Annotated in this window: 17 protein-coding genes; 9 read left to right on the top strand and 8 right to left on the bottom strand. The window is 55.1% G+C overall.

The window, feature by feature from the left end; all coding sequences use genetic code 11:
* Positions 1-1015: 1015 nt before the first annotated feature.
* Both RB_RS13880 and RB_RS13875 read right to left on the bottom strand, forming a co-directional pair.
* Positions 1016-2449 (bottom strand): sulfatase-like hydrolase/transferase, encoded by a 1434-nt coding sequence (locus RB_RS13880; protein WP_011121095.1) that lies wholly within the window; start codon positions 2447-2449, stop codon positions 1016-1018.
* An 83-nt stretch (positions 2450-2532) separates the two neighbouring features.
* The gene (locus tag RB_RS13875) at positions 2533-4206 is read right to left on the bottom strand and encodes a sigma-70 family RNA polymerase sigma factor (RefSeq protein ID WP_011121094.1); all 1674 of its coding nucleotides are present in this window, start codon (positions 4204-4206) and stop codon (positions 2533-2535) included.
* Between the two features lie 763 nt (positions 4207-4969).
* On the opposite strand from RB_RS13875, the gene RB_RS13865 reads away from it, so the two are divergent.
* The 4 genes from RB_RS13865 to RB_RS13850 are packed head-to-tail and all read left to right on the top strand — an operon-like array spanning position 4970 to position 10011.
* Entirely contained in the window at positions 4970-6583 is a 1614-nt protein-coding gene (locus tag RB_RS13865; RefSeq protein ID WP_011121090.1) for a hypothetical protein, read from the top strand.
* Between the two features lie 12 nt (positions 6584-6595).
* Positions 6596-7666, top strand: a complete 1071-nt coding sequence (locus RB_RS13860; RefSeq protein WP_011121089.1) for a hypothetical protein — start codon at positions 6596-6598, stop codon at positions 7664-7666.
* Between the two features lie 58 nt (positions 7667-7724).
* Positions 7725-7970 (top strand): 50S ribosomal protein L27, encoded by a 246-nt coding sequence (gene rpmA / locus RB_RS13855; protein ID WP_007327901.1) that lies wholly within the window; start codon positions 7725-7727, stop codon positions 7968-7970.
* Positions 7971-7995: 25 nt separating this feature from the next.
* Positions 7996-10011, top strand: a complete 2016-nt coding sequence (locus RB_RS13850; RefSeq protein ID WP_007327900.1) for an ATP-dependent helicase — start codon at positions 7996-7998, stop codon at positions 10009-10011.
* A 205-nt stretch (positions 10012-10216) separates the two neighbouring features.
* Here the strand turns inward: RB_RS13850 and RB_RS13840 are convergent, their stop codons facing one another.
* The 3 genes from RB_RS13840 to RB_RS13830 are packed head-to-tail and all read right to left on the bottom strand — an operon-like array spanning position 10217 to position 13424.
* Complete coding sequence (locus RB_RS13840) at positions 10217-11707, bottom strand: sulfatase (RefSeq protein ID WP_011121087.1); 1491 nt, start codon at positions 11705-11707, stop codon at positions 10217-10219.
* 47 nt (positions 11708-11754) lie between these two features.
* On the bottom strand, positions 11755-12831 hold the full coding sequence (locus RB_RS13835; protein WP_011121086.1) for an oxidoreductase family protein: 1077 nt from the start codon (positions 12829-12831) through the stop codon (positions 11755-11757).
* Positions 12828-13424, bottom strand: coding sequence for a peroxiredoxin-like family protein (locus tag RB_RS13830; protein WP_011121085.1), 597 nt, complete (start codon positions 13422-13424; stop codon positions 12828-12830). Before RB_RS13830 ends, RB_RS13835 begins: the two co-directional genes overlap by 4 nt.
* Before the next feature lie 140 nt (positions 13425-13564).
* Here RB_RS13830 and mch point away from each other — a divergent pair, with 140 nt between their 5' ends.
* The 3 genes from mch to RB_RS13815 are packed head-to-tail and all read left to right on the top strand — an operon-like array spanning position 13565 to position 17293.
* Positions 13565-14566: a methenyltetrahydromethanopterin cyclohydrolase gene (gene mch, locus RB_RS13825; RefSeq protein WP_011121084.1), complete on the top strand. Its 1002-nt coding sequence runs from the start codon at positions 13565-13567 to the stop codon at positions 14564-14566.
* Positions 14563-15555, top strand: coding sequence for an ATP-grasp domain-containing protein (locus RB_RS13820; RefSeq protein WP_164922006.1), 993 nt, complete (start codon positions 14563-14565; stop codon positions 15553-15555). The genes mch and RB_RS13820 overlap by 4 nt, the downstream gene beginning before the upstream one ends.
* Entirely contained in the window at positions 15548-17293 is a 1746-nt protein-coding gene (locus RB_RS13815) for a fatty acid CoA ligase family protein (protein WP_164922005.1), read from the top strand. The genes RB_RS13820 and RB_RS13815 overlap by 8 nt, the downstream gene beginning before the upstream one ends.
* A gap of 27 nt (positions 17294-17320) precedes the next feature.
* Here the strand turns inward: RB_RS13815 and RB_RS13810 are convergent, their stop codons facing one another.
* The 3 genes from RB_RS13810 to RB_RS27770 all read right to left on the bottom strand — a co-directional run bounded on the left by RB_RS13810 (position 17321) and on the right by RB_RS27770 (position 21850).
* On the bottom strand, positions 17321-18874 hold the full coding sequence (locus tag RB_RS13810) for an anthranilate synthase component I family protein (protein WP_011121081.1): 1554 nt from the start codon (positions 18872-18874) through the stop codon (positions 17321-17323).
* 22 nt (positions 18875-18896) lie between these two features.
* The gene (locus RB_RS13805) at positions 18897-21476 is read right to left on the bottom strand and encodes an ATP-dependent Clp protease ATP-binding subunit (RefSeq protein ID WP_011121080.1); all 2580 of its coding nucleotides are present in this window, start codon (positions 21474-21476) and stop codon (positions 18897-18899) included.
* Between the two features lie 215 nt (positions 21477-21691).
* Positions 21692-21850: a hypothetical protein gene (locus RB_RS27770; protein WP_165447217.1), complete on the bottom strand. Its 159-nt coding sequence runs from the start codon at positions 21848-21850 to the stop codon at positions 21692-21694.
* A gap of 33 nt (positions 21851-21883) precedes the next feature.
* Here RB_RS27770 and arsS point away from each other — a divergent pair, with 33 nt between their 5' ends.
* Positions 21884-22882 carry an arsenosugar biosynthesis radical SAM (seleno)protein ArsS gene (arsS, locus tag RB_RS13800; RefSeq protein WP_011121078.1) on the top strand — a complete coding sequence of 333 codons (999 nt, stop codon included), beginning with the start codon at positions 21884-21886 and terminating at the stop codon, positions 22880-22882.
* A gap of 94 nt (positions 22883-22976) precedes the next feature.
* The gene (locus RB_RS13795) at positions 22977-24065 is read left to right on the top strand and encodes a methyltransferase domain-containing protein (RefSeq protein WP_037247881.1); all 1089 of its coding nucleotides are present in this window, start codon (positions 22977-22979) and stop codon (positions 24063-24065) included.
* The last annotated feature ends 97 nt before the right edge of the window (positions 24066-24162 follow it).

Here is a 24162-nt window from a genome sequence, read left to right as displayed (position 1 = left end):
ACGAATGGAATCGGCTGACACGCAAGTTTGCCGTTGGAGGATTGGCGTTGATTGCTTTGGTGCCCTACATCGCTTTTGAGCTCTTTGTCCCGAGATCGTTCGATGTGACATCCGGAAGCGCATCCACTGATTATGAGTTCGCGTCAGAAGAGTATGCAGTTGAATTCTTTGCCTTGAATAAAGCCGAAAACCCTTCCGCCAAAATCGAGATTCGGTGATGATTCTACTCCGTGTAGCGGCGGACCAATGCTTGCAATCGAGACAATGAAGAACTGGTGGTAGGCGACATGGTAAGCTTGCAGGTTGTGGGCGGTCTCTGGTGATCTGCACAGCCGTGCCATTAGGCCGACCGCTATGACTGACCTGATCCTTTCAATGAACTGGAAATTGCTCACGCCCGTACGCGTGAACTAACAGGCTGTTGATTTATTGAGCCGCACCGCGTTAAGCACGTGAGCGAGAGTCATTGGGCCTGATCACGTAGCGGCGTCTCTCCGAGACGCTGTCATTTGCGAGTCTCAGAGAGACTCGCCTACGTGAGGTTCTACCCGATCATTCCTGCCGACCTGCGTTAGCGGCGGTTGATTCGACGCCAACCGGGGCTAACGCCCAACGGCTAATGATTGTCATTCGGTATGCGACTAAATCTACAGCCTGCTAATGCTCAAGCCGTTGTTCTAGGACTGTGTTGACGAAGCAGCATCAATTGGCAGCGACGAAGGACGCGACGCCTATCACGTATAGCGAAACTGGCAAAAAGAAAACTCAGATGCCCCACCGATTCAGTGATTCAACTGGATTTTCGATGCCCAACCAGGGGCATGCAACGAGGCCCTCGGCTCTGCAACGCAAATTGAGATAGACGACGCCATTCCAGGCGTGGCAACCCTGGCCGAATACTTCGACATGTATACGTTGGGTACCGACGACAATTTATGTCGGTCTCAGCCAATGGTTGGACGGGATTTCGACGTGGCATTTTGCCTAGTTTTCCAAAAAGGTACCTGACACCTTTTTACGATCCGATCAGGTCATCGGTGAGTTCGAGAGTGTCGCCTAGGTCTTCTTGCAAGCCTTGAAGTTGCTCGAAGAGGTGTTTGACGATCGGTTGCATGGCGGGGTTCGTGGCCAGGTTGGTTTGCTCGCCGGGATCGTTCCGCATGTCAAACAGTTCCACCGTTTTGGCTTTGGGGAACACGATGAGTTTGTGCTCGGGGGTGCGAATGCTGCGTTGTAGGTTGAGGTAGGCGCCGTAGATTGCTGGGTATGGAGTGACGCCTCCGTCCATCAAGGGAAGCACGCTGTGGAAATCGACATGTTCGGGTTTCTCAACCTTTGCCAGTTCTAACGTCGTTGGCATCACGTCTTGCAGGTAGATCGGTTCTTCAACTCGACCGCCCGCTTTGACTCCGGGGCCTTTGACAAGGAACGGCACTCGGACACTGTGGTCATAGGGGTTTTGCTTTCCAAGAAGACCATGTTGGCCAACGGCGAGGCCGTGGTCGGCGGTGAAGAAGATCCACGTGTTGTCGGCTTTGCCGGACGCCTCAACCGAATCAAGAATGCGGCCGATCATTGCGTCCATGTGAGTTAGCAACGCGTAGTATTCGCGACGGTGAACCCGAACGGCGTACTCGGTTCGTGGAAACGGTGCTAGACGCTCATCACGAAGGTTGCGTCCACATCCAATCTCTTCCGCACAAGGATGCAGAGGTTGGTAGTTCGCAGGTACCAGGATGTTTTCCGTAGGGTACTTGTCGAGGTATTCCTGTGGGGCTTGGCGAGGATCGTGGGTGGCGTTGAAGGCCAAGTACATGAACGTGGGTTGATCGTGCTTGGCCGCGTCGGCGAAGAAGTCATCGGAGTGATTGGCGATGACCTCGCTCCAGTGCGTGCCGCCTTCCCAAAAACCGCCCCATTTGGGATCGGAAGGCGACCACGGATCAGGTTGTCCCTCGATGGGCCGGTTGTAGCCCTCAGGGAAATCTTTGGGCATACCGGGGCGGGTGTCTCGAACCACGTCGAATGAATTTTCAGCGCTGGCCCGGCAATGCCACTTGCCGGTCATGTAGGTGCGGTAGCCGGCGGCCTTCATTATCTCGCCCCACCAGCGGCCTTCCTGGCGTTCCCTTTCTGATTGGTTGTAAATTTCCTGCGCCTGCCAAACAAAGCGTCCCGAGTTCAGCATCGTCCGGCTGGCCAGACAAACGGCACCGCTCCACGAGCCCATGTTGTAGGCGTGATTGAACGACGTGCCTTCGCGAGCGAGCCGATCGAGGTTGGGGGTTTCAACCTCCTTGTTGCCAAGTTCCGCGATGGAATCAAAGCAAAGATCATCTGCGAAGATGAAGATGATATTGGGGCGTTCGTCCGCGAAGGATTGGGATGCGGAGAGGTTCAGGAAGAATGTGCCTAGGGCAAGGCACACCGCAATCGTAAAGCGATGCATGAGCGAAAAAGCTAGGTGGGAGGTGGGGGAAAGAAGCCTCCCAGTCTAGCTCAATGAACTGCTTTGGGTGAAGTCAATCGAGTTCAGCTGGCACCCAGTTCGACATCGATCTTGGCATCTCGTGCTGCATCGCGAAGTTTGCTCAGTGCACGAGCTTCCAACTGACGAACGCGTTCCTTGGTCACGCCCATTTCTTCGCCGACCTCTTTCAAGGTCAACGGTTCCACGCCGCGTTGTAGACCAAAGCGAGCTGTGATGATCTTTTGTTCGCGTTCATCCAGTCGATCCAAGATGCGAGCCAACTCACGTTGACGTTGCAATTGAACCGTCTCTTCCAAATACGGGTCCAAACGTTCGTCTTGATGTGCGACGAACATCTCGTCCGGCGTCGCTCGGAAACGATCGCGATGTTTGAACTCGTTCGGAATGGTCCGAGCGAAGTTTTTCATGATCGCCCAAGAGGCATAGGTACTGAACTTATTGCCACGCGAGTAATCAAATTTCTCGACCGCACGGATCAAGGACATGTTGCCGTCGCTGATCAGCGAGAAGAAATCCTCCGCCGATGCAACGTGGCGTTTCGCGATGGAAACAACCAAACGCAAGTTTGCCTGTACGATCTTGTTCTTCACTTTGACCGCTTCTTCGTACAGTGATTGGATTTGGTCCATCACTGCGGTGTCCATGCGGTCGGCGTCTGTCAACGACTGACGCAGTTTGTTTGCACGGTGTTTCAAGTAGTTCATTTTGCGGAAGAGGTGACCCTCTTGTTCCCGCGTTAGCAAAGGCACGTCGTACAACGCAGCCAAGTAGCTTGGCAATTCCGAAGGTGCGCGTACTTTGCGAGCCGTCTCGGAAACGGGCATCTCAGCCAAGTACTCGTTTTCGCGAGAGGCGTCTTCGAAGTCTTCGTTGTAGATGTACTCGAGAGGCATCTCGAGCAAATGCTGCATTCGAACTTCGTTCAAAATCCGCTGGATGCTGGTTCGAGTTCGTTTGAATCGTTTGCACAGTTGCGGGATGGTCGCACCGTGCAATTGCAATTGGTGAATGACTCGCTTGTCTTCGTCGCTGAGCGTTTCCCGGTGATGAGGGAAGATTGCCAGTTGGCGATTTTTAGCGTCGAAATTCTTCAGCGTGTAGCGAACCGTTTCAGGTGAACGATGCATGATCGTCGCGATTTGCTGGATCACTTCGGCGAAGGTGGCGCCGCCTTCGACCAATTGCCTAGCACGTTCGACCATCTCGGTCTTTTCATTGTCGGTCAGTTGGCTGAAGCGTTCGCCACGGCGGACTTTGTCGCGGTTGTTTGCGATGAATCGATCGACGCTGCTGTTGAGGAATCCAACGCGTTTGCGTTTGCCAAAGAGGAATTTGCGGCTGACCAAACCTGCATCGCGCCAGCGGCTGATTGTCTTGGTTGAAACGTGAAAATTGCGGCTGAGATCGGCCACGGTATGAACGTGTTCGCCGGCCTCGTTGGCGCCGATGTCGGCCGAGTCGGAGAGGTCTTCGATTAGCAAACGCAGGTCGTGAACCAAATCAGCCGACGCGATTGTTTGTCGCAACGATGATTCGGGGCGGTAATTGGTGATACGGAACGTGACGTAGTCCATCGAGTAATCGCGATCGGGCTGAATTTCCGACAGCAATTTCTCGGCCAACAACGACTGTTCGATCTTCTTGGCTCGAGGGCTAAAGCGAGACAGTTGATCGCGAAGTTCTTTGACAGCAATGTTTCGGTAAGACGTATGCATAATCTAGGTTTCCCATGCCAGATTGCCCGTGCCGTTGTCCTTGCGACCCCGGCGGGTCGTCAGCACGTCAATCCAATTTGCCCGGAGGTCGCCTTATCCATAAGACGATCGGTTAGATCGAGCGGAGAGACTTTGTCTTTGAAACCACCAAAAAGGGGGTTCTCAAAAACCATCCAATTTCTCACCACCGTCTCTTCCGGCGCGACTCCGTGCCGCGCCAGTTGAAGAAAACCGAGCAACAGAGCACTGAATTTCGGCAGACTTCGTGGGCTGTACTGATTAGAGCGTGTGATCTCATCGAGAGTTCGCTGAGACCACCGTTGATAGCGAAAAAGACGAGTTTTTTCGTCTCCGACACGTCGCCAAGTTTCCCTCGTTGACCCAGTGTCAAACCGAAAGTGAACCTGTCGAAATGCGCGGCTACCTTGCCCAAATCAGGACGGAGGGTCACTAGTGAAAGTTTCAGGCCAAACGACGCTCCCAAAGTCGAAAATCGCATTTGACTTTGCAAGTGTCCCGCAAAACGCTTGGTTTTCGGTCGCACAAAATTTTTGGGCGTGCGGCAAGTGTCCTTGTCGCTGCCAAAAAAGTGCAAAGTTTACAATCAGTTTGAAACTTTGGCGGTCTCACAATGAGAAAGCCGGCAAGAAGAGCGAGATCGGATCAACCGCGAGAACCGGTCGAGCCGATTGAACAGATTGAGACCGCTGCTGCGATGCGGTCGCGCGATTTTCGACTCTGCCGCCAATCCGCTGAATAGATCATGACGAATTCGACTTCTAAACATGTCACTCCGAATTCTTCGCCCGCATCACGCCGTGCGTTCCTGGGACGGTTGGTCGCAATCGGCGGCATGGCTGGGACATTGGGAACGAGCAAGATAGCCGCTGCGGCAGGTTCATCGACGACGAACGATGTGATTCTCCGCCCGCGTTTGGATCTTGGGCTCTACCGCGTTCGAATGGAAATGGACGTTAAAGGCAATGTCAATCTGACTAAGGATCCATTGCTCGCCCTGACTGCGAAACCGAGCACCAAGCAACAATTGCCAATCACGGCCAAAGTGGCATTGGACTACGAGGAGCGTTATCTGCGGCCAAAGAACGCCGATATGGAATCGCCCATCATCGCGGCCGAACGGCATTACCACTCGGCTCAGGGAGTGAGCCGATTGAGCCGGATGGATCAGACCACCGAATTGCGTGACAACTTGGGACTGGTGGTGGCTCGTCGTGACACACTGCCAGAGGCGATTTATGCCTCTGACGACTATTTGAATCACGACGAGCTGGATCTGCTGCGGACTCCCATCGCCAGCGTTGCTCTCGACCGACTTCTGCCAACTCAAACGCTGTCGATTGGTGAAAAGGTCGCCTTGGATTCGAATGATTTGGCGTCAGTGTTCAACCTGAGTGGCGTGGTCAAAAGCGATGTCGAAATCAGCTTGGTTTCCAACGATGCCAGCAATGCGAAGTTGCAGTTTCAGGGAAAGATGGATGGTTCGGTCAGCGGCGTTCCGACGCAATTGCGAGTGCTGGGGAAATTGACGTTCCAGCATTCCTCTCGCACGGTCACTTGGGCGGCGGTTGCCATCCACGAAACTCGCGAAATCGGAATGGCTGAACCTGGTTTTGACGTCACCGCGACGATTCGAATGATTCGTAAACCGCTTGAAAAACCCCAGGTCTTGCCGAGTTCGGCAGTCGCGATTGATTTTGATTCGCCGCCACCGTCGGACCGAATGCTGATGACTGTGGATTGTGAAAAGATCGGCGTATCAGCGCTCTTGGATCGTCGTTGGCGAATCATGCAGGATGGTGCTGGACAGGCGATTTTGCGAATGATCGAGAACGAGCAAAGCATTGCACAGTGCAATTTGCGAGCTTTGCCGCGTCTACCGGAAGGCAACCAGCTGACACTGGAAGCATTTGAAGCAGACGTTCAGCGAACTTTGGACAAGCAGCTCGACCAATTGGTGCGATCCGAAGAGCAGCTGTCCGATTCCGGGCTGCGAGTTTTGCACATCACTGCGACGGGCGAAGTGGAGGGGATTCCGATCCAGTGGATCATGATGCACTTCAGCGACGATTCGGGACGCCGCGTCCAAGCCACCCTGACGATGGAAGGCGAGAGCGTGAATGATTTGAACGGTTCGGACGTCCAGTTGGCGGCATCATTGCAGTGGGCTGGGCCAGCGGTCACCGCAGGCGAGGAAAACGACCTCGATCCAGCAGAAAAATCCGGCTTGGACGGCACGGAAACAGCTTCCTCGGCCGGCCAGCAATTAAGATTGGACGCAGCTGACTTGGTGGATCCGAGCAAAAATCGCCCGGAGCACGTAATCTCAGCCAGTGACCTTCCCACGACCAAGCGTTAACGACGGCTTTTCATGTCAATCATCGCCACACGAACTCGATCTTTGGACGCCTCTTCGGCCGGCTTGCCGCCGAGGTGGGGCTGGACCGGCGTGATGGCGCGATGGAGCCAAAAATCGGTCGTTGCTGTCGCGATATGCATCTCGGCGAGCACCATTTGTGGTTTCGCACACGCACAAGAGGCTGCTCCGTCGACCAAGGTGCAAACGGAGTTCGCGCCGGGAGTGGTGACGGCGATTCCGCCGGCTCCGGATCCGAAGGAAACCTTCGACGGTCCGTTGACCCTGAAATCGATCATCAACAGCCATCCGGAGATCGCTTGGCAGAGCGACAATCATCCCAATGGCGAGCCTCATTTCGAGCCGCGTTCTCGAACGCTGGAAGAAATGGCGAAACAAGTGATTTTGCGTCGCGAAATCTTTTGTTTCGAATTTTCGTTCAAACCACTCCGCCAAATGTACCTCGATGTGCCTCGTCCAGACGGCCGAATGCAACGCAAACTGGTGCATTACATGGTCTATCGCGTTCGTTACCGTGGCGGCGATTTGCGTCCCGCCGTCGATGACCCGGACAATCCGATCTACCAACGAATCGAATCGGTCAGCTACAGCTCTCGCCGATTCTTCCCGATGTTGGTGCTGAGGGATCACGAAAGCGATCGCAGTTATGTCGATCAAATTTTGCCGGTCGCCCGTGATCGAATCGCAATTCGCGAGCAAATCACCGCTCCGTTGCACAATTCGGTCGACATCAGCACGGTCAAGATTCCACGGACCTCTGATGAGAGCGCACCTGGCGTTTGGGGGGTGGCGACTTGGGTGGATGTGGAACCTGGTTTGGATTTCTTCTCAATCGACGTGTTCGGTTTGACGAATGCATTCGAACAGGACGGGGAAGGCGAAGACGCACCCTATCGCCGCAAAGCATTGACGTTGAACTTCTACCGCCCCGGCGACAGAATGAACCAAACGGAAGACCGTGTTCGCTTTGGCGTACCCGCGTATTCGGATCCGGAAGAGCAAAAGTACATGCTGGATCAATATGGGCTGGAACAACGACTTGATTACACGTGGACGTTCCGCTAATCTCTCGACCTCTCAAAAATCTACAACCATTTTTCACTGATCAAAACGCAGAACTTCGATGGCACACAAAAAGGGTCAGGGCAGCAGCCGCAACGGTCGTGACAGCAACGCGCAACGTCGTGGTGTCAAGAAATTCGGCGGTGAAGCTGTAATCGCCGGCAACATCTTGGTCCGTCAGGTTGGAACGAAGTTCCATCCCGGTGCTGGTGTTGGAATGGGCAACGACTACACCTTGTTCGCATTGGTCGACGGCAAAGTCCGTTTTGACCGCGAAGGTCGTCGCGTCAACATTGACGTTGCCTGAATAAAAACCGGCTGATTCTTCTTCCTTGAGCACGTTTGATGTTGCGGGTCTGAATCCGCCACAAGCCAAAGCGGTGCAGACATTGTCTGGCCCGCTTCTGGTGCTCGCCGGTGCTGGCACGGGAAAAACCCGCGTCGTGACGTTTCGCATTGCGAACCTGATCAAGCACGGCGTGAAGCCTGATCGTATTTTGGCGGTGACGTTCACCAACAAAGCGGCTGGTGAAATGCAGGATCGCGTCGGCGAACTGCTGGGCTACAAAAATCAAAAGCGGAAACGTGGCCAAAAGGCCCCGCCAAAGCCCACGATCAGCACGTTTCACGCTCAGTGCGTGAGGATCCTCCGCGAGCATGCGCCCGCGATTGGTTTTCCCGCGACCTTCGCAATTTACGACCGCAGTGACCAAGAGTCGCTGGCGCGTGCGATTCTGCGTGAGCTTCGTTTGCCGAACACGGCATTGAAACCCGGTGACATGCTTTCAATCATCAGCGGTTGGAAGAGCGCTTCGGTGTTTCCAGAACAAGCGATGAGCATCGCCAGCACCGACAAAGAGCATTTTGCCGCGTCGGGTTACCGCCGATATCAAAATGGATTGCGTGCTCGCGGGGCGATGGATTTTGATGACTTGCTGCTGCACACCGAGACGTTGTTCGCTGAGCACACGGACATTCGCGACCGCGAAGCGGGCAAGTACGACCATGTGTTGGTTGACGAATATCAAGACACCAACGGCAGCCAGTACCGGATCACCAAACACCTGACGGAGGTGCATCGGAACCTTTGTGTCGTCGGCGACGATGACCAGTCGATCTATGCATGGCGTGGTGCGGACGTGTCGCACATTCTCAGCTTCAGCAAGGATTGGCCGGATGCGGAAGTGGTTTGGTTGGAAGACAACTATCGCAGCACCGGTGCGATCTTGGAGATGGCCAATACGTTGATTGATTTCAACACAGTCCGTCACGACAAAGTGCTCAAGCCGTTTCGCCCATCAGGCAAGCGTCCTCGGATTGTGCAGCACAAAGATGAACAAGCTGAGGCCGAAACGGTCGTTCGTGAAATCAAACACCTGATAGAAAACGAACACATCCAGCCCAAGGATATCGCCATCCTATTTCGCACCAACGAACAGCCTCGTTTGTTCGAGACGGAATTGCGAAAGCATGATGTGCCGTATGTGATGTTGGGTAGCCAGTCATTTTTTGACCGGCGTGAAGTCCGTGACATTGTCGCGTATTTGAAGTGGATCAATCAGCCCGACGATGAGATCTCGTTGCTTCGTGTGATCAACACGCCCGCTCGAGGACTGAGTAACAAGTCCGTGCGGATGCTTGTTGATCGCGCCGTGTCGAAGGGGATCCCCGTTTGGCAGGTCATGAACGATCCCGAATCCGTCGCGGACCTGACCCCTGCCGCTCTTCGGGGAATTGATCAGCTGAAGCAATTGCTGGGCGATGTGCAGCAACGGTTGGCAAACGAAACGATGCGAGAAGGTTTGGAAACGCTGTTGCAGCGGACCGCCTACGCGGATGAGATCGCTCGGCTGTATGACCAGCCTGATGAGCGCGAATCGCGAATGGCATCGATTGGCGAAGTTGCCAACGCGGTCGCCGCATACGAGGATAAGAATGAAGAGCCGGATCTGTCGGGGTTCTTGTCCGACATTGCGCTGGCCGGTCGAGAAATGGGCAGCGAAAAAGATAAGTTGGCGATGAAGAACGCGGTGTGGTTGTTGACCATGCACGCAGCCAAAGGATTGGAGTTCCCGGTCGTTTACATGGTCGGGATGGAAGATGGCATCTTGCCGCACAGTCGAACGTTGAAAGGTGGGATGGACGAAGACATCGCCGAAGAGCGGCGTTTGTGTTACGTCGGCATCACCCGTGCTCAGGACCAATTGACGATGTCGCTGGCGTTGACGCGTCGCAAATGGGGCAAGCCTCGCCCAACCAAGCCGAGCATGTTCCTGTACGAGATCACCGGACAGGCCGATAATCCGAACAAGTATCGCAAGCGGAAGCAGGGCGCATCACGTTCTTAAGGCGTGGCGTACAGGACGTTTCGTCAGCGATCGCTTGTTCTTCAGAAGTTCGTTCGGCCCTTACCCTCGCGTACGCCTAACCGGCGTCGCTCGACCTCGTATATCGCTGTTGCTCTCCCCAAATTTCGATTCGGGAGAGGTGCGAGATGCGAGGAAACGCTAGCAAGCGATATCAATAAACGCGTGATCTCTTTGGCGAAGGCGATCAATCACGGAAGGGATGCCAAGGTTCTTCGCCGTCTTTGGGTTGCAGGAATTTCGCGTCGACGTCTTTGTACCAACGATGCAGTCGGTCTCTCATCGCCGCCACTCGCTCGGCATTTTGATCGGCGACATCGTTGAGTTCGCCAATGTCTTCTTGCAAGTTGTAAAGATGCACTCGGCCGTCTTCGTAGCGTTCAATCAGCTTCCAGTCGCCTTCGCGAATGGCACCGCCGGGAAAGCCGCCTTGGTTGCTGTAGTGAGGATAGTGCCAGTAAAGTGATTCGCGATCGATTGCTTGTTCGCCGCGGAGCAATGGTTTCAGCGATGCGCCGTCAACGATCTTTTCCGCTGGTGGCGATTGGCCACAAAGATCCAAAATGGTCGGATAGAAATCGATGCTGCAAACTGGTTCTTTGCACGTTGTGCCAGGTTGAGTGACACCCGGAGCGCGGATCATGAACGCCTCGCGGATTCCACCTTCGTAGACCCAACCCTTGCCACCTCGCAGCGGTAAGTTTGATGTTGGCCAGCCTTCAGATGTGCTCAGCCCACCGTTGTCTGAGGTCAGGATCACGATGGTTTCTTCGGCGAGTCCAAGGTCATCGATTTGCTTGAGAACACGCCCCACCGCCTGGTCCATGGCTTCGACCATCGCCGCATAGGTTGCATGGCTTTGCAGGTGACGCACCGGACGTCCTTCCCACTCTGCTTTTCCCCAGAGTTTTTCCTCTTTGCCGAATGCCTCTTTGTCGGTGAGACCGAGTCGCTCTGCTTTGGCTTTGTATTTTTTTACCAATTCAGGCGGTGCCATCAGTGGCGTGTGAACGCTGTAGAACGAAAGGTAGGTGAGGAATGGTTCGTCTTTGTGTCGTTCGATGAACTTCGATGCTTCTTTGGCCAATCGATCGGGAAGGTGTTCGCCCACCGTGTTGTCTTCGAGTCGTGGGTTCTCAAATGGTGAGAAGTACCTTTTGCCGCTGTAGGGTCCGCCCGCGTTGTGACCACCTTGGTTAACGTCAAAGCCTTGATGTTCGGGCCAATACTCTTCTGATGGTCCGAGGTGCCATTTGCCGGCGAAGAAGGTGGCGTAGCCGGATGACTTGAGCGATTCAGCCAGCGTTGTTTCTTCCAGTGGCATCCGGTTGTTCAGCGGTGCGGGGCGGAATTTGCCTGGGCGGGTGCCGGTGAAGAAATTAGTCGCGTCGACGCGTGTCGGATACTTGCCCGTGAGGATGCTGTATCGGGTGGGGCTGCAGACCGGGTTGGCGGCATAGCCGTCTGTGAATCGCATGCCCGATTTCGACAATCGGTCGATGTTGGGAGTCTCATAAAACGTATCCGGGTTTTTCGCACCAATGTCCATGTAGCCAAGGTCGTCGACCAAGAAGAAGACCACGTTTGGCGGCGACTTTTCATCTCCACTCGCAAGCGAAGATGTTGCGACTGCCAAGAGCGGCAGCAGTGCCATGGAAAGGAATGAGCGGATCAACATGTCACAGAGTTCCGGTTGTGTCTGGCAAGAGGCGGGCGTCGTGGATTTTAGTCGCTATGGGAGTGACCGTGCTGATCGTCAAGTGAATCCAAGGCCAATTCGACCATCCGGCGAGAGTATCCCGTCAGTTTCGCGTGTCCGGGACACCAGCCTTCTAAGAAGCGAACAAAGTCAGCCCAAGCGACCGGGTACAGTTTACGCCATGAAATTTCCAATGACGTGAATTCGGCTTGCTCGATGCCGCGAGTTGACATTGCGTCGCGCAGTGCTTCGAAGTAGGTCGCGAGATAACGAGACTCATTGCGTTGGCATTCCGACTCGCTGACGCAGCTGCTCAGGAAATAGGCGACGTCTTTCATGCCGCAACCTCGGCCGACGTATTGAAAATCCACCATGGCGGGCGGCTGGTTTGGTTTGGTCGCGAAACACATGTTCGTGACTTTTGCATCGCCATGAACCAGCGTTTGGAACTCGCTCTGATTCAATCGGTTGTCCAATTTATTCGCGGCATCTTTGAGTTCTCCCGCCGGCATCGCATCGAATTCATCGGGGCGAGTCGACAGGTGCCAGTAAGTGCCAATGGGCCAAAGGTCTTTCCATTGATCGGCTTGTTCGACCGTGTGCAAGAAGCTCGCGTGAAAATTCGCGAGCCATCGAAGTCCTTGGTCGACGCCAGTTGCATCGAGACCTTGGTGCCGGACCGGATATCCCGCCTGATCGAGGTCTTCCAGGACCATGATCTGTCCCGACGGAAAGTCGGCTTGGCCGAGGCACTTCGCGACTCGGCAGGAACCATCACATCGGTGGGCGTGATGAGAATAGAAAGCCGATTCCACTTCGTAAGATCGAAGTTTGCGATGATGAGATTGGGATGTGTTCCATCCGCGAGGGTGACCGCCACCCTGCTCTTCCAAAGCGGGCGGCGAGATTTGTTTCACAATGACGCTGGTGAACTTCATCGCGTCAGTCGACGACGCCAGATTCGGCCAATGAGGTTGGTTCAGTCGGACTCGTAGGATCTGTCCGTAACCACTCCAGAGTGTTTGGACATGGTGGACCTCTTCAATCGAAGTGGCTCCGGAGATGTCTTGCAGCCAATCGGCCGATTCGGGCGTCAGTGTCAAAGTTGATCCAGAATGGTGGTCGCTGTTGTGCGACCTCGGTGAGTTCGGCTGATGTTCACAAAGTCAATCTTGCCATCTTTGCCGATCACAATGGTGGTTGGGTAGGCGGTTTCATGAGGCGCATCCCAGCGAAGTCCGTAGTCGCTCACGAGTTGGTAATCTGGATCCAGCAGCATTGTGAATGGGGCGGGGAGTTTGGTGTCCTCGAGGAAGTCCTTGGACTTCGCTTTGAGTTCCGACGCAGGACCGGGGTAGACCAACAGGACCTCCGCGTTGCGTGCCTGGAAGTAGTGAGCGTGGCGGACTAGGTCAGCGACTTGGCCAGCGCATGCGGGGCACTGGCTACCGGGAAAGCCTCGGAGGATTGCGATGACCACGGGGCCTTCGCCGGTGATTTCGCTCAGGCGGACTGTGCCGGAACGCTGTCCCGCAGCCACCTCCAATTCAAAGTCTTTGGCCATGCGGCCCACCTCGGGTTCGGATCGAACAATTTTGAGTGTCGATTCGACGGCGGTTGCGGTACCACTACAGAAATCGCTGCTTATCGCAGCCACAGCCAGCGTTATCGCCAGCAGATTGGTCTTGGAAGTCATCGTGTCGTCTCATTTTGGGGCAGAAAGATCAACGCACTTATGCACACCTGATTAGTGTGTTCAAAATGAGCATCGGTTCTCCGCAGTGCAACGCTTGAGGGCCAATCGTCAATCCTGAGCGGGGTCGCTAGATTGGTCGCATGAAATCCGCGACACCCGACGATCTTCCCCGAACCGGAGTGGAGCCTGATCTTTCCCGATCGGCGTCTGAATGCTTCGAATCCTTGTGGAACGGAGCGATTGGGATGCGTTCTCTGCCGCTGACGATCGCTGGAGCACGGGTATTGGATGCCGGTGTGACGTGCAGTGGCTCGCTGGAAGCGGGGCTTGGGTTAGCCAGGCTTTGTTTGGGTGATTTGGCGAATGTTCGGTATGTGCCGGCGACCGCCGATGATTTGGTTGGCTTGTCCGTCACGATCCAAACCGATCATCCGGTTCTGTCGTGTCTGGGTGGTCAATATGCCGGTTGGCCGGTTTCGGTCGCGGATTACTTTGCGATGGCGAGTGGGCCGATGCGGTGCTTGCGTGGCAAAGAAGCCATGCTCGAGCAACTGCATCTGTCGCGTCAGGCGACTGATGATGATTTCGCGGTCGGAGTTTTGGAATCTGACACGTTGCCCGGTGAGGACGTCATTGAAGCGATGGCGGACGAGTGCGGCGTCGATCCCAGTCGCCTGTGTTTAGCAGTTGCCCCGAGCACGAGCATCGCCGGCAGCGCTCAAGTTGTTTCGCGAAGCGTCGAGACCGCCCTGCATAAGCTGCACGCACTGGAGTTCGACGTGACCCGCGTGGTGTCCGCTCACGGCGACGCACCACTGCCTCCTCCCGCGAAAAAAGGCGATACGATTGGTGGGATTGGACGAACCAACGACGCAATGCTTTACGGTGCTCGAGTAACGCTTTGGGTCGATGCGGAAGATGACGCGATTGATAGCGTCGCGTCAAAGGTGCCGAGTCAATCCTCGGATGATCATGGACGACCATTCGCCGAAATCTTCAAGCAGTACGAATACGATTTTTATCAAGTGGACCCAATGCTGTTCAGTCCCGCGGTCGTAACGATCCACTCGTTGCAATCGGGAAGAACGTGGCGTCATGGCCAAATCAGCATCGACGTCATGCGAAAATCGTTTGGGTTATGAGTCACGCAAGTGTGTTGGTGCTGGGCGGACGAGATGCGTTGGTTGGGGCATCTCGTTCACAACCGCTCGGCAGAGCCGCGACGCTGGGATGGCATTTGTCCGAGTTGCAAGCTGCGGCTTCGCGAAGGTCGGTGCAAATTCACTTTGCTGATTACGAATCATTGCGAAGTCAAATCGGTCTCGGTGATGATTCGGAACCGTCGCGTTCGACGGTGTGGTGTCAGCGGCACGATGGATCGGATTCCCGCGAGCGATCTTTGGACGAATTCAGTGCCGTTCTGACGCGAACCATGCCGGCGGGTTCGTTGGAGCAAATCACGTTTCGGCTGGCGGTGTTGCATGATTTTGTTCGAAACCAGAACCGCTTGAAGACGACCGCAGTCGTCAATCCACCGGCCGCGTTGGAGCTCGCCATCGACAAGTTCGCAACCCTGGCTCGAGTGAAGTCGCTCGGCATTGCGACACCTGCAACACAAGTCGTGCAATCACGCGCCGCGGCAATGGTTGCTTTCGAAGAACTGGGGGGCGACGTCGTGGTCAAACCAATCTTTGGCGGCGAAGGTCGCGGCGTTATGCGAGTTTGCGACACGGAGCTCGCTTGGACCACGTTCTCGACTCTCACGCAAATGAACGCGGTTTGTTACGTTCAACGATTCGTGCCTCCCGGCGGGGTCGACTTGCGAGTTCTCGTCGTCGGCCAGCATGCTCATGCAATCCGTCGTCGCAGCGAATCCGACTTTCGCACCAACGTCCGAGGCGGCGGTCAAAGTGAGCTGGTTCCGATGCAAGCCAGTTGGGAGCAATCGGCCCGGAGCGTATGCGAGGACTTTGGGTTGAAGTTCGCCGCGGTCGATTGGCTGGAAACGGAGTCGGGCGAATTGCAATTGATTGAGGTCAACGGAATTCCCGGTTGGAAGGGAGCCCAGCGAGTCGTGCAAGAATCGATCGCGGATCAAATTCTCGAAGTTTTGGTGAGTGAAAATGAGTGATGGTCCATGCGGTCGAGAGTCGTCTCAGGTCCTCGCCGAAACCGCGGGCTCATCAGGCAATGTTGCGTCGCGACTGACCGCGATCGCGAAAATATTGCCGGGGGCGATCGCCATCGCGGAACCCTCTGGACCAGCCAAGCGTGATGGATCGGATCGCGATTATGCGCTGACGACTTTCAAAACGTTGGATGAGCGAAGCACTCAAACCGCTCGCGGGTTGTTGGCTTCGGGAATCGAGCCCGGAATGCGTATGGTCAGCTTGGTTCCGTTTGGAGCCCAGTTCATCGAGCTCGTTTTCGCGATGATGAAGGCTGGCGTTGTGGTCGTGCTGATTGATCCCGGGATGGATCGGAAACACCTGGTCGGTTGTTTGCAGGAAGTGAATCCGGATGGCTTTTTGGGGATCCCAAAAGCACAGGCAATCCGAACGATCTTGCGAAGCAAGTTTCCAAATGCGAAACGCAACATCACCGTTGGCAGGCGTTGGTTTTGGGGGGGCAAAACGCTCAGGCAGATTTTGGAGTTGGGCGATCAAAACTCATCGTTGTCACTTCCCGATGTTCAGACGCTCGATGATGCGGCGGTGATCTTCACAACGGGAAGCACTGGGCCGCCCAAAGGCGTCGCTTACACCCATCAAACCTTTCACGCCCAAATCGATCGGATTCGAAGTCGGTATGAGATTCGGCAGGGTTCACGTGATTTGGCGTGTTTTCCATTGTTTGGTTTGTTTGATGCGGTGATGGGAGTGACGACGGTCATCCCAGACATGGATCCGACACGACCCGCCGATGTGGATCCGCAGAAGTTGATCCAAGCGGCTCGACAGTGGGAGGTGGATCAAGCGTTCGGTTCACCGGCACTTTGGAAAACAGTCACACGTTGGTGCGAAGCGAACGCGATTGGCAGACCATTCCCAACCTTGAAGCGAGTTCTTTCAGCAGGGGCTCCCGTTCCGGCGGCGACACTGCAATCGCTTCGTCGATTTGTTCACGAAGAGGCCAAGATCGAGACTCCCTATGGAGCGACCGAGGCACTACCAATTGCGTCCATCGAGTCGCGTGCCGTCATCTCGGAAACTGGGCCTGCTGCATCCAAGGGCAAAGGTGTTTGCGTCGGTTCTCGGTTTGACGGTGTGCAATGGAAGGTGATTGAAATCAATGATGGTCCAATCGCTAGCATCGATCAAACCAAGGAATTGCCCAGAGGCAAAATTGGCGAGTTGATCGTGAGCGGACCAATGGTGACTCGGCGGTACGTCACGCGAGCGGACCAGAACGCTTTGCACAAAGTCCACGATGAGTCAGGCGAGAACGCGGAGCAATTTTGGCATCGAATGGGCGATGTGGGTTACCTCGATGACCAAGATCGTTTCTGGTTCTGCGGTCGAAAGGCGCATCGGGTCGTATCGTCCAAGCGAACGTTTTTCACCATTCCATGCGAGTCTGTTTTCAACGTGGACGAACAAGTCGACAAATGCGCATTGGTTGGTGTTGGAAAGCCGGGTGAGCAGACACCGGTGTTGGTCGTTCAGCCCATCGACCTAACGATTGGTAGCGATGCCACTCGGGCGAAGGAATTGGAAGCACGTCTTCGCGATCGAGCGGCTCGAAATCCACTGACCCAACGGATCGATCGTTTTGTCATTCGCGATCAACCGCTGCCGGTCGACATTCGGCACAACAGCAAAATCTTCCGCGAGAAGTTGGCTGCGGAATTGAATGGCGACACTCAATGAATCTCGGCTGAATGTTTGGATGGATCGTTAGCTTTCCGCCGGTCGAATTGCACGCAAAAGACCCGCGGCTTTGGTCCAGGTTTCCTCGAGTTCGCTTTGGGGTTCGCTGCGAGCGGTAACGCCTCCGCCGACGGGAAAGTGCCACCGGCCATCTCGTTGAGTGACGGTTCGAATCAAAATGTTGAAATCAGCGTTGCCGGAAACGCTGATGTAACCGATCGATCCGCAGTAGGCTCCGCGTGGTTGCCTTTCGAGTCGGGCGATGGTTTTCATCGCTTCGATTTTTGGAGCGCCGGTGATGCTTCCACCTGGGAAGCAAGCTGCCAACAACTCGCTGATGGTGACGTCGGCACGCAAGTCGCCTTTGACGGTCGATACGAGGTGTTGAACACTTTGGTAGCATTCAATCTCGCAAAGTCCGGAGACGCGAACGCTGTCGTCTTTGCAGACGATGGATAGATCGTTTCGCATCAGATCCACGATCATGATGTTTTCAGCTCGGTCCTTTGCGCTACCACCGAGAACCTGAGCCAAGCGTTCGTCTTCGATCTCGTCTCCGGTGCGCGGCACGGTTCCCTTGATCGGCCGCGTGACAACGTGGCGATCGCGTACCTGCAAAAATCCTTCCGGTGAGGAGCTCAGGATTTGCTCGGTGCCAACATCAAAGAAGACGGAGTAAGGTGCCGGATTGGATTGACGTAGGCGACGGTAGAGCTCATTTGCTTCGCACATCGCAGGATGCGAAAGTGTCTGAGCCAGATTGACTTGGAAAGAGTCGCCCGCGCGGATTCGGTCGATGATCTCGGCGACCGCCTCGACGTAGCGTTGTGATTCGAAGTTGCTTCGGACGCCGGCTTCTCTTGTTGGATGGCCTATCGATTCGAGGTTCTCGTTCGGTGGCGGTGCACCGGTGCGAGGTGCTTGGGCGGTTCGGCTCAAGCGTTTCAGCACGTCTTCGCCACGACGGCGTGCTCGTTCGAAATCAGCGTTCAGCGAGCTATCCAGGCCGTTGCTGATCAACGTTGCTTCGCCGGAGGAGTGGTCCACCGCGATGGTCCAGTCGTAGATTCCGATCGCCATTCCAAGTTGAGGTCGACCACCTAAAAAACTCTCCGGCATTCGGGTCGTTGGTTCCAACCACCAAGCCGCTTCATACGGAATCAGTCCCGCCAGCCCGCCGCAAAAGGGAGGCAGTTCGGCAGAGTGGCCGAAGTCCGCGATTCGAGAACACCAGTTGTGGAGTTTGGGCCACGGATCGGGATCTGTGAGGGAGGCGTGGAGCCAGCCGACCGGGTCTGCTGCCAGGAACGAGTATCGCCCTCGGTCGTGTTCGTGGTCGGACGCTGAGTCGAACCAGAGCCGATGTTTCGTTCCCGCAAGCCTTCCGAACAGGTCTTCCAGATCACCGACCCGGCCGAGCGAATGCGTCCACAGAGGGATCTTCTGTTTGTTGATAGCGGAGTGGGCGTTCTTGGCAGTCTGCTGCATCGCGATCAATTCGGATCGAAAATTTGCCCGAGTGATATCGGGCCATTGGTGCAAAAAAAATGCCTCGGCGAGGGTTGGCTCGCCGAGGCACACTGATTGTCATTCGCGGAGCGACTTACGACTCATCGGATTTCGATTGATCGTCGCTGCTGGCGGCAGGCACGGTTTCCTCTTCGGAATCGCTGTCTGCCCAGCCGCGGCTTTCGCCTTCGAAGTTCAGACGTGTGATCTTGCCACTGTCGTCTTTGTGAACATCGATGATGATCGTGTCCTTGCCTTCGAAAGCACCACGCAGCAATTCTTCGCCGAGTGGGTCTTCGATGCGTTGCTCGATCGCACGGCGAAGTGGACGAGCCCCGTAATCGAGGTTGCTGCCTTTCTTGATCAAGAACTCCTTCGCTTCGTCGCTTAAATCGATGGCCAAGCCACGATCGAGCAAACGTTCGCGAACCTTGGACAGTTCGAAGTCGATCACGCCCTTCAGGTCGGTCGTGGTCAAGTGACGGAAGATGATTGTGTCGTCCAAACGGTTCAAGAACTCAGGACGGAAGACGCGTTCAATTTGGTCCATCACACGAGACTTCATCGAGTCGTAGCTCGCATCGCCATCGGGTTTTTGGAAACCGAATGCCGATTCGTTCTTGATCGCTTCCGCACCCGCGTTGGTGGTCATGATCAAGATCGTGTTTCGGAAGTCGACGTTTCGTCCGAACGAATCCGTCAGGCGACCTTCTTCCATGACTTGCAACAACATGTTGAAGACATCGGGGTGAGCCTTTTCGATTTCGTCGAACAGCACGACCGCGTACGGACGCCGGCGAATCTTCTCGGTCAGCTGACCACCTTCTTCGTAACCCACGAATCCGGGAGGGGCACCGATCAGACGGCTAACGTTGTGTTTCTCCATGTACTCGGACATGTCGATGTGCACCAACGCATCCGCGTCACCGAACATGTATTCGGCGAGCGCCTTGGCGAGCAACGTTTTACCGACACCGGTTGGACCGGCGAAGATGAACGAACCGGTAGGACGCTTGGGGTCTTTCAATCCCGAGCGACTTCGGCGAACAGCTTTCGCAACGGCCGTGACGGCTTGGCTTTGGCTGACGACGCGTTTGTGCAGTTCTTCTTCCATCTTCAGCAAACGCAGGGAGTCTTCCGTTGACAATCGAGTCAATGGAATGCCCGTCATTTTGCTGACGACTTCTGCGATGATTTCTTCGTCGACGACGCCATCGGTTTGCTGACTCTTTTCACGCCACTCTTGAGTGATCTGCTCTTTCTTCTTGCGAAGTTTTTCGGCTTGATCACGCAGGTTGGCGGCTTTTTCGAAGTCTTGGTTGGCAACCGCGTCTTCTTTGTCCTTGTTCAGCGTTTCGACTTGCTCGTCGATCTCTTTCAAGTCTGGTGGACGAGTCATGGTGCGAAGACGCACACGAGCACCGGCTTCATCGATCACGTCGATAGCCTTGTCAGGCAGGCAACGCGCAGTGATGTAGCGTTCGCTCATTTCGACGGCCGCAACAACGGCATCGTCGGTGAATTGAACTCGGTGGTGCTCTTCGTAGCGTTCACGCAATCCTTTGAGGATTTCGATTGTTTCCGTCTTGCCGGTTGGCTCGACCATGATCTCTTGGAAACGACGAGCCAGGGCGTTGTCCTTTTCGATGTACTTCCGGTACTCGTCCAGGGTCGTTGCACCGATGCACTGGATTTCGCCCCGAGCCAAAGCTGGCTTCAGAACGTTGGCAGCGTCGATTGCGCCTTCGGCACCACCGGCACCGACCAGGGTGTGAAGTTCATCGATGAAAAGAATCGTGTTCTTGACGCGACGCACTTCGGTCATGACCGCTTTGATGCGTTCTTCGAATTGACCGCGGTACTTGGTACCAGCGACCATCATGGCGAGGTCGAGAACGACAATGCGTTTCTCGGCCAAGATTTCAGGCACTTCGCCGCCGACAACTCGTTGTGCAAAGCCTTCGATGATGGCGGTTTTACCGACACCGGCTTCGCCCAGCAGGACGGGGTTGTTTTTCGTACGACGGCAAAGAATTTGGATGGCGCGTTCGATTTCTCGTTCGCGGCCGATGACTGGATCAAGTTCACCTTTCTTTGCCAGTTCGGTCAGGTCGCGGCCAAAGCTATCCAGGGCAGGAGTTTTGCTCTTGCCGCTCTTGCTGCTTCCGCTGCCGCCACTGCTGCCTTCGCCGTCGCCGCCACGGCCACCGCGTTCGCCAACTTCAGCGCCTTCGAGACCGTGTCCCAACAGGTTGAGGACTTCTTCGCGGACGTCTTCCAGCTTCAGCCCCAAGTTCATCAGAACTTGAGCGGCGACGCCTTCTTGCTCACGCAGCAGACCCAGCAGAATGTGCTCGGTGCCGACGTAGCTGTGATTGAGATTGCGAGCTTCTTCCATCGAATATTCGATGACTTTCTTCGCACGTGGTGTCTGTGGCAATTTGCCAACGGTCACCATTTCAGGCCCGCTTTGCACCAATTTCTCGACTTCGAGGCGAATTTTTCGCAGATCGACCTCGAGATTTTTCAATACGTTGGCAGCAACGCCGCTGCCCTCTTTCACCAAACCCAACAAAATGTGTTCGGTGCCGATGTATTCGTGATTGAATCGTTGAGCCTCTTGGTTAGCCAATTGCATGACTTTCCTGGCTCGGTCAGTAAACCGTTCGTACATATTCTCCGTCCCTTAGACCAGACCGACTGTCAAACTGGCGAATCTTTCGACCCGATGTTTCCCTACGCAAACCGTACGCCACAAGTCACCCACAAGACGAGGGAAGTCACGTTCCGTCGTCTCAAAAACCAATCAATTGCAGGGAAAATCGATTCGCAAATGCAATTCGCGAAAACGAGCTTCGACGCACAACCGGCCGGTTCCCCATACCGTGCTCACTTCATCCTACCGTTTTGTCCCAACAACGGGGATAGGACTTCGTTGGTCATCTTGTACGTTGGGACCGCTTTGATGGTTTCCATTTCGGCTTTGTCGACCTCCGTGCTCGAACTGTGCTGTTGTCGATGACGGATCGTACGATTTGAATCGATCATGCCGGCACCAATTATCCCCTGGAGAATGCACCTGTGACGAGTTTGCTACCGATTGTGAATGAAGGTCTACCCACCGGATTGGTGCCGACATTCGCATCTCGGGTCGCAGGTGGGGCTCTCCGGCGAAATCAGTTGAACCAGTTGCAGATCAACCTCGGCAAACTTTGCAATCAAACATGCACCCACTGTCACGTTGACGCTGGCCCGACAAAGAAACGTGAAAACATGGACGACCGCACCGCGGATCGTTTGCTGGAATTGGTGGCGGAGTGCTCGTCGATCACGACGGTTGATTTGACCGGCGGCGCACCGGAGATGAATCCCAATTTCCGACGGTTGGCCACCACTTTTCGAGCCGCCGGACTGCGAGTCATTGATCGGTGCAATCTGACCATTCTGAGCGAGCCCGGTTTTGATTGGGTGGCTGAATTTTTGGCTGAGCACGAAATCGATGTCGTCGCCTCGTTGCCTTGCTATTTGGAAGACAACGTTGACGGTCAACGCGGTGGCGGCGTTTTCGGACGCAGCATCGATGGTCTGTTGAAACTGAATGAGCTCGGGTATCGCCGCGGCAGCGCCACGCATCGGCTGGATCTAGTTTACAACCCCACCGGACCGTCGCTTCCGCCGGATCAAGCAAAATTGGAAGCCGACTACCGCCGCGAATTGTCAGCTCGTTACGGGATTGAATTCGGCAGTTTGCTGACGATCACCAACATTCCGATCCGCCGCTACGCTCAATACCTGCAAAAACGCGGTTTGCTGGACGACTATCTGCGGTTGCTGTCGGATAACTTCAATCCAAATGCCACGGATGAAGTGATGTGCCGATCGCTGGTGTCCATCAGCTGGGATGGTCAAATCTACGATTGTGATTTCAACCAGATGATTGGTTTGTCGCAGAAACCTCGGACCGTTTGGTCCATCGGATCGCTGGACGAACTGATCGACCAACCCATCGCTTTGGCCGATCACTGCTACGGCTGCACCGCTGGTGCGGGCAGCGGTTGTGGCGGCGCACTGCTGCGCTGATGCCTTGCTCCTTTTCTACCGTTACAGTTTTCGCCTGATCCGTCCATCTTTTCCCGCAGTACACCGCTCGCTGAAGTACCCCGTTATGTCGTCAATGAATGTCGAAGCCGCTGTCCGTGAACGCTATGCCCAAGCAGCCCATGAACGCGAGGCTGAACTTTGTTGCCCGGTCGACTACGACGCGAAGTACCTGAAAGTCATTCCTCAAGAAGTCATCGATCGCGACTACGGTTGTGGTGATCCATCGAAGTACGTTCGTCCCGGCGAGACCGTTTTGGATCTAGGCAGCGGCGGCGGAAAGATATGTTTCATCGCTTCGCAGGTGGTCGGCGAGGAAGGTCACGTGATCGGTGTCGACATGAACGATGACATGCTGGCTCTGGCTCGCGAGTCGCAACCCAAGGTTGCCGAAGCGATCGGTTACGACAACGTCACGTTTCGCAAAGGCAAGATTCAAGATCTCGCGATCGACCGCGATGAGGTTCAGCAGTATCTGAAGCAACATCCTGTGACCGACGATGCTGGCCTGCGTGCACTGGAGGCGTACTTGGCCGAGCAACGTCGGGAGTCGCCGATGATTGATGATGAAACGATCGATGTCGTGGTCAGCAATTGTGTGTTGAACTTGGTCGATGCGGATGAGAAGGAGTTGTTGTTCGACGAGATTTTTCGCGTCTTGCGACCGGGCGGAAGAGCGGTGATCAGCGACATTGTTTGTGACGAAGATGTTCCCGAAGCGATGCAAGCGGATCCGGAATTATGGAGCGGTTGCATCTCGGGGGCTTACAAGTTGTCAGCGTTTTTGGAAGCGTTCGAAAACGCGGGCTTCGAGGACATTCAAATCGCGGTCCTGCAAACCGAACCTTGGCGAGTCGTCGAAGGCATCGCGTTTCGCTCCATGACCGTGATCGCAACTCGCCCCGATGAAGATGCAATTCAGTCCGGTGCTGGATCGGCGAGCGGTTACCAGCGGGTTTACCGTGGTCCTTTCAAGTACGTGTGTGACGACGCCGGTCGAATGTACACGCGAGGTGAAGTCTGCACCGATGAACTCGCCGAGGCGGCCTCGCGGGAAACCATCGCCGATCATTTCGCGGTCTACTCCAGCGACGAGGATGCACAACGCAAAAGCTTCTCTCTGCCAACGGCAACCGACTGCTGTTCCGGTGACAGTTGCTGTTGATTCCTTCGACTGACTTGGTTGATCTCAGCTCCTCTTCGCTCCGTATCGGTGGGGGTGGTGTTCCACCCTGCGGCGATCGTTGAGTTAGAATGTTCGG

The sequence above is a fragment of the Rhodopirellula baltica SH 1 genome (assembly GCF_000196115.1).
GTDB lineage: Bacteria > Planctomycetota > Planctomycetia > Pirellulales > Pirellulaceae > Rhodopirellula > Rhodopirellula baltica.
The sequence above is the reverse complement of the archived record's forward strand: the minus strand, read 5'-3'. Positions and strand labels throughout refer to the sequence as shown.